A 13,345-nucleotide genomic window follows, 5' to 3' on the forward strand; every position below is an offset into this window, starting at 1 on the left:
GCGAAAGCCGCAACGCAATCTGTGACCGAAGCGACGCTCTGCGAGCGCCGACACCCAACCGCTAAACTGTCGCCGGAACGGACACCGGAGCGCATGTGGAAGCCTTGCTATTCCTGGTCGGCATCGTCGCCGGCCTGATCCTCGCCCGCCTCTATCGCCCCGCCGCTGCTGCGCAGAGCGCGCCGGCGGCGATCGCGACGCCGCCGGCCGCCGTTGCCGACAACGACGACGACGCGCCCGCCGCCGTTGAAGCTCCGGCCGAGCCCGCGCCGCCCGCCGCCGAAGACACCCCGCAAGAACGCCTGTTCGCGCTGATCCGCCGCATCGACGCGGTCGACGAGCGCATCCAGCGCCCGCAGGACCTGCTCGCCCTGCCCGAATTCCACCAAGGCGTCGAACTGCTCGCCAGCGACGCCTTCAACCACGAAGACCTGATCCGCCAGCTCAGCGGCACCGGCTACGTGCTGCAGTCGATGATCGTCAAGGCCGGCTCGCGCCGCGACGACATCCTCGCCGACTGGCTGATCGAACCGGCCGGCCAGTACGGCGGCTATCCGCTGCATTTCCTGATCGAACACCTGCGCGCGCTCGACGGCGCCGAACTGCTGCCGCAGCTGATGCGCCACGCCCAGCCGTGGTGGTGGGAGTTCGCGCCGATGCGCCAGCAGGTGCGCGATTACCTGCGCTGGGCCGGCGACCAGGGCTACATCCCGCCCGCGCCGAAGCTCGACGAGCTGGACGAGAACAACGCCAAGCAGCTCGCCGAGACGCTCAAGCGCTTCGACTCGCCGCTGCTGCAGCCGCTGCTCGACGAAGTCGAGCGCTGCGCCGGCGCGCGCCGCGAGAGCCGCGTGCTCGGCGCGTTCGGACGGGTCAATCCGGCGCCGAAGACGGCGCTGCGGATCGAGCACGAGGCCTTGCGCGAGCAACTGGATCAGCTGCAGGAGCTGCTGACCGCGAAAGAGGCGGCCTCGGTGCTGATCAGCGGCGAACACGGCGTCGGTAAGAGCGTGCTGATCGACCTGCTGTGCCAGCGCCTGCAGGCGCAGGGCTGGCTGGTGTTCGAAGCCAGCGCCGCGGAAATCCTGTCCGGCCAGTCCTACATCGGCGAACTCGAAGAACGCGTGCGCGAAATGCTGTCGGTGCTCGACCGCGACAAGGCGCTGTGGCGCGCGCCGGAATTCTTCGAACTGCTGTCCAAGGGCGCGTACAAGCAAGACCCCACCGGCGTGCTCGACCTGGTCCTGCCGGCGATCGAACGCGGCCGGCTGCGGGTGATCGGCGAGATCAGCCCGCGCCAGCTGGCCCAGTTGCAGGTCGCGCGCCCGGTCGTCAAGCACCACTTCGACGTGCTGACGCTGAGCCCGCTCGATCCGCAGGCGCTGGCGCCGCTCGCGGCCGAATGGGCGCGGCTGGAAAGCGAGCGTCTCGGCCGCGAAGTCGCCGACGCGCGCACCCTGGCCGAGGCCGCGCGCATGGCCGCGCAGTATTTCCCCGAACAGCACGAACCCGGCCGCCTGCTGCGCCTGCTCGACGACGCGCTGCGCAACGCGCAGGCGCTGGAGCCGCCGGCGCTGCCGCTCGACGGCGAACGCCTGCTCGCCACCATCGCCCAGCGCAGCGGCCTGCCGCTGGACGTCATCGACGACCGCCAGAGCCTGGACCTGGAGCGACTGCGCGCGTTCTTCCAGCGCCGCGTGCTCGGCCAGGACGAAGCGGTCGACGCGCTGCTCGACCGCATCGCCATGCTCAAGGCCGGGCTCACCGACAACGGCCGCCCGATCGGCGTGTTCCTGTTCGCCGGCCCGACCGGCACCGGCAAGACCGAACTGGCGAAGGCGCTGGGCGAACTGCTGTTCGGCAGCGACGAACGCCTGCTGCGCCTGGACATGAGCGAGTTCCAGTCCGAAGACTCGGCCTGGCGCCTGACCGCCGACCAGGGCGGCGCCGCCGGCGTGCGCTCGCTGACCTCGCGCATCCGCGAGCAGCCGTTCTCGGTGGTGCTGCTGGACGAATTCGAAAAGGCCCATCCCAAGGTCTGGGACCTGTTCCTGCAGGTGTTCGACGACGCGCGCCTGAGCGACAGCAGCGGCCACGCCGTCGACTTCCGCCACAGCATCATCATCCTCACCAGCAACGTCGGCTCGACCATTTCGCGCAGCGCCGGCCCCGGCTTCACTTCGGTGCGCGGCGGCTATTCGCGCGGCGCGGTCGAGAAGGCGCTGTTCGAAACCTTCCGCCGCGAGTTCATCAACCGCCTCGACCGGGTGGTGCTGTTCAATCCGCTCGACCGCGCGCTGATGCGCGAGATCCTGCACAAGGAACTGAGCCGGGTGCTGACCCGGCGCGGCCTGCGCAACCGCGACTGGGCGGTGGAATGGGAGCCCTCGGCGATCGAGTTCCTGCTCGACCGCGGCTTCACTCCGGACCTGGGCGCGCGTCCGCTGCGCCGCGCGATCGAGCACTACCTGCTGGCGCCGCTGGCGCGCAGCATCGTCGAGCACCGCGCGCCGCAGGGCGACCAGTTCCTGTTCGTGCGCAGCGCCGGCGACAAGCTCGAAGTCGAGTTCATCGACCCGGCCCCGGCCGCGCCCGCGCGCATGCCGGCGCCCGCGAACGAGTCCGCGCCCGCGCACGGCGACGACGATCTGCGCGACCTGGTCTACGCGCCCGCGGCCGACGCCGGCGCCATCGCCCGGCTCGACGCGCGGCTGGCGGCGCTGGAAGAAACCGTGCTCGGCGCGCAATGGCGCGACGAGCGCGAGGCCGACTACGCGCGCATGGCCGCCGCCGGCTTCTGGGAATCGCCCGAACGCCACGCCGCGCTCGACCGGATCGAACGCCGCGACCGCATCGAAAGCGCGCTCGACACTGCGGTGCGCCTGCAACAGCGGCTCAGCCGCGACGGCGGCAATCCGAGCTTCGCCCAGTCGCTGGCGCAACTGCTGTTCCTGCTCGGCCTGGCGGTCGACGCGCTGCGCGCCGGCCGGCCGCAGGACGCGCTGGTCGAGATCGATCTCAGCGAATCGGCGCAGCAGCGCCAGAACCCGGACCTGCGCCAGTGGTGGCAACGCGTGCTGGCGATGTACCAAGGCTGGGCGCAGCGCCGCAACATGCGCGTACAGGTGCTGCGCGAGGACCGCGAGCGCTGCAGCGCGTGGCTCGCGGTCAGCGGCTTCGGCGCGTTCGACCTGCTGGAAGCCGAAGCCGGCCTGCACGTGTACGAAGACAAGGCCGAGGACAGCACCCAGCGCCTGTCGGTGCTGGTCCAGGTCGCGCCCGACCTGCCCGGCCGCGCGCGCCAGCCGCAGGCCGCGCCGGCGCATGCGGGCGGCGAGAGCGAGCGGCGCATCGCCCGGCGCTATCGGCAATCGCCGTCGCCGCTGGTGCGCGACGGCGTGCGCGGGTGGCGCAGCGGGCGGCTCGACCGGGTGTTGGCGGGCGAGTTCGATGCGATGAGCGGGGATTGAGCGCAGGCGGCGTTCAGTTCGTTCAGCGGTTGCGCGCGGCGGCGGTCGTGTCGCGCGCGTGTGCGGCGTTCGGCGTGGTTTGGTTTTCGCGGTCGCGGCTCGCGCCGCTCCTACAGGTAGCCCATGTAGGAGCGGCGCGAGCCGCGACCGCGTTCCATAACGTTCGCGCCGCAACCCGCATCGTCCCGCAATAGCCCAACCCTATCGAACAAGTCGAAACATTCGATTTCCCAATCCCGCCGCACGCCCCTATCGTCGAGGCTCCTCCCCGCTCCCCAAGGCACGAAGCCAGCATGAGCCAGCCCGACGATTCCAAGCCCCGCAAGCTCACCACCGCGTTCGGCGCGCCGGTGGTCGACAACCAGAACAGCATGACCGCCGGCCCGCGCGGCCCGCTGCTGATGCAGGACCTGTGGCTGATCGAGAAGCTCGCCAACCTCAACCGCGAGATCATTCCCGAGCGGCGCATGCACGCCAAAGGTTCCGGCGCGTTCGGCACCTTCACCGTCACCGGCGACATCCGCCGCTACACCCGCGCCAGCATCTTCGCCGGCATCGGCAAGCAGACGCCGATGTTCGCCCGCTTCACCACCGTCGCCGGCGAGCGCGGCGCGGCCGACGCCGAGCGCGACATCCGCGGCTTCGCCTTGAAGTTCTACACCGAAGAAGGCAACTGGGACCTGGTCGGCAACAACACGCCGGTGTTCTTCGTGCGCGATCCGCGCAAGTTCCCGGACCTCAACAAGGCGGTCAAGCGCGACCCGCGCACCAACCTGCGCAGCGCGCGCAACAACTGGGATTTCTGGACCAGCCTGCCCGAAGCGCTGCATCAGGTCACCATCGTCATGAGCGACCGCGGCATCCCGGCCAGCTACCGCCACATGCACGGTTTCGGCTCGCACACCTACAGCTTCATCAACGCCGACAACGAGCGTTACTGGGTCAAGTTCCACCTCAAGACCCAGCAGGGCATCAAGAACCTCACCGACGCCGAGGCCGGCGAGCTGATCGGCCGCGACCGCGAAAGCCACCAGCGCGACCTGTTCGACGCGATCGAGCGCGGCGACTTCCCGAAGTGGAAGGTCTATGTACAGGTCATGCCCGAGCTCGACGCCGACAAAGTGCCTTACCACCCCTTCGACCTGACCAAGGTCTGGCCGAAGAAGGACTACCCGCTGATCGAAGTCGGTCAGATCGAACTCAACCGCAACCCGCAGAACTTCTACGCCGACGTCGAGCAGAGCGCGTTCGCGCCGAACAATCTGGTGCCCGGCATCAGCTATTCGCCGGACAAGATGCTGCAGGCGCGGCTGTTCGCCTATTCCGACGCGCAGCGCTACCGGCTCGGCGTGAACCACCACCAGATCCCGGTCAACGCCGCGCGCTGCCCGGTCCACAGCAACCACCGCGACGGCGCGATGCGCGTGGACGGCAACTACGGCGGCGAGCTGCACTACGAGCCCAACAGCTACGGCCAATGGGAAGAACAGCCCGAATACCGCGAAACGCCGCTGCGCATCAACGGCGACGCCGACTTCTGGAACTTCCGCGAGGACGACGACGATTACTACCGCCAGCCCGGCGACCTGTTCCGGCTGATGACGCCGGCGCAGCAACAAGTCCTGTTCGACAACACCGCCCGCGCGATGGGCGACGCGCCGGAGTTCATCAAGCGCCGCCACATCGGCAACTGCGCCAAAGCCGACCCCGCCTACGGCGCCGGCGTAGCCAAGGCCCTGGGCCTCAGCGAAACCGAGTAACCCATCCGCGCCGCTCCTGCAGCCCTCCTGTAGGAGCGGCGCAAGCCGCGACCACGACACCGCACAAACGACGAACCCAACCGCAACCCGCGCAATTTCGCCGGACTGCGGCTTGCGGGCGTTGCGCGCGATCCAAGTTGCGGCGCAGTTGTATCGACGCGGTCGCGGCTCGCGCCGCTCCTACATGGGCCACCTGTAGGAGCGGCGCAAGCCGCGACCACGACACCGCACAAACGACGAACCCAACCGCAACCCGCGCAGTTTCGCCGGACTGCGGCTTGCGGGCGTTGCGCGCGATCCAAGTTGCGGCGCAGTTGTATCGACGCGGTCGCGGCTCGCGCCGCTCCTACATGGCCTACCTGTAGGAGCGGCGCGAGCCGCGACCGCGAATCCTCAAACTCGCGCCGCAAGCTCGAAACCGCAGCGCTCGACGCCTGCGCTCACTCCAACTCGCAAGCCGAAGTGCATTCGCGATACTGCCGCCCGCAATGCCGCGTGCTGCCGCCACCGGCCTGGGCGATGCAATCGTTCAACTGTTCCTGGCACGCGCTGTAGCAACCCGGATCCGAGGCCAGCGCCGACGCCGACGCGCCGAAGCCGAGCCCGAACACCAACGCGGCCAACGCCGCCCAACGCATCTGCATCCGCTTCATCGCCTTCCTCCCCGATCGATCCGTCGACGCGCCGGCCACCGCGGCCGGCGCTGGCCGCAGTGTAGGCACGGCCTCCCGCGCGGCCGGCATGCTGCGCGGCAACAAGCGCGCCGATACGCGCGCTGCGTCGCGATTCCCGCGCGCGGTCACACCGCCGCCATCGCTGCGCTCGCATCATCGGCAGGCGATACGGCGGCGGAGCCCGGCTTGCAATAGTCGAGTTCTATCGAATACGTCGAAAGGATCGATTTCACATCGGAATCGCGCCGCCCTATCGTCCCGTGGTACCCCGCGACCGCGAACCGCCAGCGATGAGCCAGCCGGACGATCCAACTTCGCTCGCACGCGCCGAGCCCGCATCCGCCGAGCGCGGCGCGCGTCGACGCGCATGCGCGCATCCGCTCGCTTCGCCGCAACTCCCCCTCCCCGCCTCCTAGTCCACGCCACGCCGCAACGCGCGGCGGCGAACGCACGCCCGCGTCCCTTCCCGATCGTCGGTCCACCCCCGTCAAAGGCACCCACCCATGTCGAACGAAAGCAAATGCCCCTTCAACCACGCCGCGGGCGGCGGCACCTCGAACCGCGATTGGTGGCCCAACCAGATCAACCTCAAGCTGCTGCACGCGCATGCGCCGGCGACCGATCCGATGGACGCGGACTTCGATTACGCCGCGGCGTTCAAGACGCTCGATCTGGACGCGGTGAAGAAAGACCTGCACGCGCTGATGACCGACTCGCAGGACTGGTGGCCCGCCGACTTCGGCCATTACGGCCCGTTGTTCATCCGCATGGCCTGGCATAGCGCCGGCACCTACCGCATCTTCGACGGCCGCGGCGGCGCCGGCTCCGGGCAGCAGCGCTTCGCGCCGCTCAACAGCTGGCCCGACAACGGCAACCTCGACAAGGCGCGGCGCCTGCTGTGGCCGATCAAGCAGAAGTACGGCAACAAGATTTCCTGGGCCGACCTGCTGATCCTGACCGGCAACGTCGCCCTGGAATCGATGGGCTTCAAGACCTTCGGCTTCGCCGGCGGCCGCGCCGACGTGTGGGAGCCGGAAGAAGGCGTGTACTGGGGCGCGGAAACCACCTGGCTCGGCGACAAGCGCTACAGCGGCGAACGCGTGCTGGAGAATCCGCTCGGCGCGGTGCAGATGGGCCTGATCTACGTCAACCCGCAAGGCCCCAACGGCAACCCCGACCCGCTCGCCGCCGCGCACGACATCCGCGAAACCTTCGCCCGCATGGCGATGAACGACGAGGAGACCGTAGCCCTGATCGCCGGCGGCCACAGCTTCGGCAAGACCCACGGCGCCGGCCCCGAATCGCACGTCGGCCGCGAGCCCGAAGGCGCGGACCTGGCCGAGCAAGGCCTGGGCTGGACCAGCAGCTACAACAGCGGCATCGCCGGCGACGCCATCACCAGCGGCCTGGAAGTCACCTGGACCAGCACGCCGACGCGCTGGAGCAACGAGTTCTTCGCCAACCTGTTCGGCTACGAATGGGAACTCAGCAAGAGCCCGGCCGGCGCGCACCAGTGGGTGGCCAAGGATCCCGCCGCGGCCGGCAAGATTCCCGACGCGCACGACCCGAACAAGCGCCACGCGCCGACCATGCTGACCACCGACCTGTCGCTGCGCATGGATCCGGCCTACGAAAAGATCTCGCGCCGCTTCTTCGAAAATCCGGCCGAGTTCGCCGACGCCTTCGCCCGCGCCTGGTTCAAGCTGACCCACCGCGACATGGGCCCGCGCGTGCGCTACCTCGGCCCCGAAGTGCCGGCCGAACACCTGATCTGGCAGGACCCGATCCCCGCCGTCGACCACGCGCTGATCGATGCCGGCGACATCGCCGCGCTCAAGGCCAAGATCCTCGCGTCGAACCTGAGCGTGTCGGAACTGGTCTCCACCGCCTGGGCCTCGGCCTCGACCTTCCGCGGCTCGGACAAGCGCGGCGGCGCCAACGGCGCGCGCATCCGCCTGGCGCCGCAGAAGGATTGGGAGATCAACCAGCCGGCGCAACTGGCCAAGGTGCTGGCGGCGCTGGAAGGCATCCAGAAGGACTTCAATGCCTCCGCCGGCGGCGGCAAGAAAGTCTCGCTGGCCGACTTGATCGTGTTGGCCGGCGCCGCCGGCGTCGAGAAAGCGGCCAAGAACGCCGGCGTCAACGTCGAGGTGCCGTTCGCGCCCGGCCGCATGGACGCCAGCGCCGAGCAGACCGACGTCGAATCCTTCGCCGTGCTCGAACCGCGCGTCGACGGCTTCCGCAACTACCTGCGCGGCGAGTACGCGCCGAACGCCGAGACCTTGCTGATCGACCGCGCGCAACTGCTGAACCTCAGCGCGCCGGAACTGACCGCGCTGGTCGGCGGCCTGCGCGTGCTCGGCGCCAACGCCGGCGGCAACCAGCAAGGCGTGTTCACCGACAAGACCGATACGCTGAGCAACGACTTCTTCGTCAACCTGCTCGACATGGGCACGGTATGGAAGCCGACCTCCGACGCGCAGGTCGCGTTCGAAGGCCGCGACCGCAAGACCGGCGCGCCGAAGTGGACCGCCAGCCGCGTCGACCTGGTGTTCGGCTCGCATTCGCAGCTGCGCGCGATCGCCGAGGTGTACGCCGGCAGCGACGCCAAGCCGAAGTTCGTGCGCGACTTCGTCGCGGCGTGGAACAAGGTGATGGACGCCGACCGGTTCGATCTGAAGCCGTAAGCCGTTCGCCGCGGCGGCCGCAGCTTGCGGCGCCGCGGCGGCGGTTCGCCCCCGACTCTGCGCGACCTGTGTGCCCGGCGAATATCCGTCGGGCTTTTTTTATCGCCGCACGTCGTGCGCGCCCTCGGCGCACGCTGCCGCGCTTCGCCGCGCACCTGCGTTGCACACCCGGGCTTCGGCGGCCGCCCGGCATCACTCGGCACTAACGACCCGGCGCTAGCATCTGCACTCCCCGTGCACCGGAATTTAACGATGAGCGCCTCGCTGACCGACGATCTCCTCAACCAGCTCCAGGGCCAGCCACTGGCGCAAATCGGCAGCCAGCTCGGCTTGTCCGAATCGCAGACCCAGGGCGCGGTGAGCCAGGCGCTGCCGTTGCTGCTCGGCGCGCTCGGCCGCAACGCCAGCCAGCCCGAGGGCGCGCAGGCGCTGTTCGGCGCGCTGCAGCGCGACCACGCCGATGCCGGCGGCGGCGCGGCCGGGCTCGACCTGGGCGGCGTGCTCGGCGCGGTGCTCGGCGGGGGCGGCGGCCGCCAGACCGACGGCGCCGGCATCCTCGGCCACATCTTCGGCGGCCGCGAGGACACCGCGGCGCAGGGCCTGGGCCAGAGCACCGGCCTCGGCGGCGGCCAGGCCAACACCCTGCTGAAGATCCTCGCCCCGATCGTGCTGTCCTACCTCGCCCAGCGCATGTTCTCCGGCGGCAACCAGGCCGCAGCCAATCCGCAGCAGCTCGGCGACGCGCTCGGCCAGGAACACCAGCGCATCCAGCAGCAAGGCGGCGCCGGCGGCCTGCTCGGCGCGGTGCTCGACCAGGACGGCGACGGCCAGCTCGGCCTCGGCGACCTGCTCAAGATCGGCGGCAATCTGCTCGGCGGCAAGCGCTGAGTTGCTTGCCCGGCACGCGGTTGCCGGGATGCGTCGAACGGCCGCCTTGTGCGGCCGTTCGCGTGTTGGGCGGGAAGGAATCGTGGGATCGGCGCGAATGCGGCGATGATGGATGGAGAGCGGCTGCGGGACGCTTTCGACGCAGTTGCCTTGGCGCGGTCGCGGCTCGCGCCGCTCCTACAGGAAGCTCATGTAGGAGCGGCGTGAGCCGCGACCGCGAAACCGCATACGCCTGCGACGCTAGCATCGTGCCGGCGACTGTCACGAAATGGCTGACCCGCTCCGGCTGCCGCAGCAGCGCTTTCGCGGCCACCGCCACCGCAACCGCTACAACGCGTCGATATCCCCCAACGCCTTGATCAACCGCCGCGCGCGCTTGTCCGGCTTGGTTTCCGGCGCGCGGTAGCCGTTGCGCTCGGCCGCGCGCAGGGCGCGCGCCTGTTCGCGCGCGACGCGCGAGGCCTCGGTCTCTGCGTACAAGGCCTGCGCCGCGCTGGCCGGGCCGCGGGTGTCGCTGAGGCCGGTCACCGCGATCTCGAAGCTTTCCTCGCCGCGCGCGACCTTGAGCGCGTCGCCGACGCGCACCGCGCGCGAGGCCTTGGCGCGCTGGCCGGCGACTTCGACCTTGCCGGTCTCCACCGCCTGCCGGGCCAGGCTGCGGGTCTTGTAGAAGCGCGCGGCCCACAGCCACAGGTCCAACCGCACCGTCGCCTGGACGGGCGCGGCCGTCGTTTCGTCTTGCTTGCTCATATCGGCGCGAACGATACCACCGCGCGGCGTGCGCCGATGCGACAGCGCGGCGCCGCCCGTCGCCGCCGCACGGCCGCGGCGCGTGCAGATATCGACCGAACGCGCCACACCGCGCGCAGGCGGCGACGACGCGCTAACCCCGGCGCGGGTCATACTGCCGCCCTTGCCCGCCCCGCCCGGAACCGACATGGCCCCCAGCGCCCCCCGCGGCAGCCAGCTGCTGACCGAAGGCCCGATCGGCCGCACCATGATTTCGTTCGCGCTGCCGATCATGGCCGGCAACGCCGCGCAATCGCTCAACGGCTCGATCAACTCGATCTGGGTCGGCCGCTACCTCGGCGAGGCCGCGCTGACCGCGACGGCGAACGCCAACAACATCATGTTCTTCCTGATCGGTTCGATGTTCGGCATCGGCATGGCCGCGACGATCCTGATCGGCCAGGCCACCGGCGCGCGCGACACCGCGCGGGCGCGGCGGATCATGGGCACCAGCGCCAGCTTCTTCCTCGGCCTGTCGGCGGCGATCGCCGCGATCGGTTGGTTCCTCGCCGACGCGATCCTGCGCGGCATGGGCACGCCGCCCGCCGCGCAGCCGCTGGCCGAGCAGTACCTGCGGGTGATCTTCCTCTCGATCCCCTTCATCTACGCGTTCGCGTTCCTGTCTTCGGCGCTGCGCGGCCTCGGCGATTCGCGCACGCCGTTCCGCTTCCTGCTGATGTCGGTCGCGCTCGACATCGTGCTCAACCCGCTGCTGATCTTCGGCTGGGGCCCGCTGCCGGCGCTGGGCATCGCCGGTTCCGCGCTGTCGACCTTCGTCGCCCAGGGCGCCAGCCTGGCCGCGTTGCTGATCCATCTGCGGCGCAAGCGCCACGTGCTGTGGCTGGGCCGCGGCGATGCGCATCTGCTCAAGATCGATCCGGCGGTGCTGCGCGCGCTGATCGTCAAGGGCGTGCCGATGGGATTGCAGATGGTGCTGATCTCGCTGGCGATGATCGCGATGATCCGCCTGGTCAACGCCCACGGCACCGCCATCGCGGCGGGCTACGGCGCCGCGCTGCAGCTGTGGACCTACGTGCAGATGCCGGCGATGGCGATCGGCGCGGCGTGTTCCTCGATCGCCGCGCAAAGCGTCGGCGCCGGGCGCTGGGACCGGGTCGGCGCGGCCGCGCGCACCGGCACCTTGTTCAATTTCCTGATGACCGGCGCGCTGATCGCGCCGCTGATCCTGTTCGACCGCTACACCCTGGCGCTGTTCCTGCCCGACGGCAGCGCCTCGTTCGAGATCGCCCGCCACCTCAACCACATCGCGATCTTCTCGTTCCTGTTCTTCGGCGTGACCTTCGTGATCTCCGGCGTGGTCCGCGCCACCGGCGCGGTGATCCCGCCGCTGCTGATCCTCGGCTCGGCGCTGTGGGGCATCCGCGTGCCGTTCGCGACCTTCCTGCAACCGGTGCTGGGCATGGACGCGCTGTGGTGGAGCTTTCCGGTCAGCGCGCTGTGCTCGATGCTGATGTCGCTGGCGTATTACCGCTGGGGCGGCTGGCGCAAGGCCAAGATGATGGCGCCGCCCGAGCGCGTGGCCGCGCCGGTGGCGACCCAAACCATCGCCGCGCCGGCGGAAGTGCCGGCCGCGCCGCCGGCGCCGGTGGCCGATGCGGCGCCGGACGAGGATGCCGCCCCGCAGCGAACGCATTGATCGCGCGCCGGGCGCCTTCAGGCCGGCCGCACTTCCATCATGTAGTCCTTCCATTCCTGGAAGCTGCGGACGTACAGGTGGTAGCGGTCGGTGCCGTAGCTGGGATATGCGGGCATGTGGCGAGCGATCACGTACAAGGTCCGGTCGCGATCGAAGCTGTCGCTGAAACCGACAGGGACGTTGCGTCCGTGCACGCCGCGGCCAGGGGTGCCGTTGTTGGGCTTCGCGGTGAACATCGCGTTGCGCTGGCACCAGTCGGCGATCTCGTGCGCGTGCTGGTACTGCTCGGCATAGGCCTTTTGCCGCTGGACCATCGACTCGGCGGCGTTCTCCTGCACCGCTTGCTGGAGCGGCAGGCTGCCCAACTCCACGGTCTTGAAGTGGTCCGCCAAAGCCTGGGCGACGATCTGGTTTTTCGACTGGCCGCTGGCGCGGGCCAGAAAATCGAGCTGCGTTTCCAGCTCGGAAGGAAGTCTGACGGACAACATAGGCGCATCTTCAAAATTGGCGCGGCACTCGCCGCAAGCCAAATGATGCATATGTATTCATCGTGGGTCAACAGTATTCTTACTCGGGCTAGATCTGCTCCAGCACCAGGGTGAACACCCCGGCTTCGCCTTTGTCGAAAGCCTCGCGCCAGATCCGGTACCCCTCCAGATCCTCCTCGCCGACCGGCATGCGCCCGATCACCCGCGGCGCGGCCTCGGCCACGCGCGTGCCGACGATGGGGAAATGGCCGAGCAGGCGCACGGTCTTGAGTTCGGCGACGTCGGCCGCGTCCTCGCGCCGCACTTCTTCGGCGGTGTGGGTGTCGAACTTGCGCAGCGACAGCGCGTCGCGCCCGTCCGGCAAGGCGTCGATGCGCTGCACCCAGAAAAAGCCCCAGCTGCCGTCGCTGCGCGGATAGGTGCAGATGTCGCCTTCGGACAGGCCAGGATTCATGGACGCTCCCGCCGCGGGGGCGGCGCGATTTCGGGGGATGCGGCGGGCAGCGCCGCGAGGCGAATCTAGCGCGATTCGCGCGCAGCGCACAGCGGCGACAGCGGTCAGGGCGCGGGGCGGTTGCGGCCATGAGCGGGTGGTGCGCCTGGAGGAGCGGGCGCGAGCTTGCTGTGCTGCGAGTCGCCCGGCACGAGATGGCGAGGCCAGCGAGGAGCCTGGATGGGTGAGGAGCGGGCGCGAGTCCGCTGCGCTTCGAGTCACGGCCAGCGAACCGAAGGAGTGAGGAGCGAGCGCAAACCAGCGTCGTCGTGCGACGTCCGCTGGGCGACAGCTGTCGCCGCGAAGCTGTGCGCTACGGCAGGCGCGCGCAAGCGGATTCGCGCATGGCCGGCGGCGACGCGGCATCGGCCGCGAAACGCGGGCGTGCGCAAAGCCGATGCAGCGCAGGCCTGCGGCGTTCGCTCGCCTCTGCGCGCCG

General features: G+C 69.8%; 9 protein-coding genes. 5 read left to right on the forward strand and 4 right to left on the reverse strand.

Features of this window, described 5'->3' with window-relative positions; genetic code table 11:
• The first annotated feature begins 95 nt into the window (after positions 1-95).
• Positions 96-3,470 carry an AAA family ATPase gene (locus tag JHW38_RS07080; RefSeq protein WP_207525270.1) on the forward strand — a complete coding sequence of 1,125 codons (3,375 nt, stop codon included), beginning with the start codon at positions 96-98 and terminating at the stop codon, positions 3,468-3,470.
• Between the two features lie 293 nt (positions 3,471-3,763).
• Positions 3,764-5,230 (forward strand): catalase, encoded by a 1,467-nt coding sequence (locus JHW38_RS07085; protein ID WP_207525271.1) that lies wholly within the window; start codon positions 3,764-3,766, stop codon positions 5,228-5,230.
• A gap of 440 nt (positions 5,231-5,670) precedes the next feature.
• On the opposite strand, the gene JHW38_RS07090 is transcribed toward JHW38_RS07085, so the two are convergent.
• Positions 5,671-5,883, reverse strand: coding sequence for a hypothetical protein (locus JHW38_RS07090; protein WP_207525272.1), 213 nt, complete (start codon positions 5,881-5,883; stop codon positions 5,671-5,673).
• A 524-nt stretch (positions 5,884-6,407) separates the two neighbouring features.
• Here JHW38_RS07090 and katG point away from each other — a divergent pair.
• Positions 6,408-8,591 (forward strand): catalase/peroxidase HPI, encoded by a 2,184-nt coding sequence (gene katG, locus JHW38_RS07095; protein WP_207525273.1) that lies wholly within the window; start codon positions 6,408-6,410, stop codon positions 8,589-8,591.
• 252 nt (positions 8,592-8,843) lie between these two features.
• Positions 8,844-9,479 carry a DUF937 domain-containing protein gene (locus JHW38_RS07100; protein WP_207525274.1) on the forward strand — a complete coding sequence of 212 codons (636 nt, stop codon included), beginning with the start codon at positions 8,844-8,846 and terminating at the stop codon, positions 9,477-9,479.
• A gap of 327 nt (positions 9,480-9,806) precedes the next feature.
• Here JHW38_RS07100 and JHW38_RS07105 read toward each other — a convergent pair whose 3' ends face one another.
• A complete protein-coding gene (locus JHW38_RS07105; protein ID WP_207525275.1) occupies positions 9,807-10,229 on the reverse strand; it encodes an RNA-binding S4 domain-containing protein in 423 nt (140 codons plus the stop codon).
• A 187-nt stretch (positions 10,230-10,416) separates the two neighbouring features.
• Here JHW38_RS07105 and JHW38_RS07110 point away from each other — a divergent pair, with 187 nt between their 5' ends.
• Positions 10,417-11,925 carry an MATE family efflux transporter gene (locus JHW38_RS07110; protein ID WP_207525276.1) on the forward strand — a complete coding sequence of 503 codons (1,509 nt, stop codon included), beginning with the start codon at positions 10,417-10,419 and terminating at the stop codon, positions 11,923-11,925.
• 17 nt (positions 11,926-11,942) lie between these two features.
• On the opposite strand, the gene JHW38_RS07115 is transcribed toward JHW38_RS07110, so the two are convergent.
• A complete protein-coding gene (locus tag JHW38_RS07115; RefSeq protein ID WP_207525277.1) occupies positions 11,943-12,413 on the reverse strand; it encodes a ribbon-helix-helix protein, CopG family in 471 nt (156 codons plus the stop codon).
• Between the two features lie 88 nt (positions 12,414-12,501).
• A complete protein-coding gene (locus tag JHW38_RS07120) occupies positions 12,502-12,867 on the reverse strand; it encodes a hypothetical protein (protein ID WP_207525278.1) in 366 nt (121 codons plus the stop codon).
• Between the last annotated feature and the right edge of the window lie 478 nt (positions 12,868-13,345).

Source organism: Lysobacter enzymogenes (genome assembly GCF_017355525.1).
Lineage (GTDB): Bacteria > Pseudomonadota > Gammaproteobacteria > Xanthomonadales > Xanthomonadaceae > Lysobacter > Lysobacter enzymogenes_C.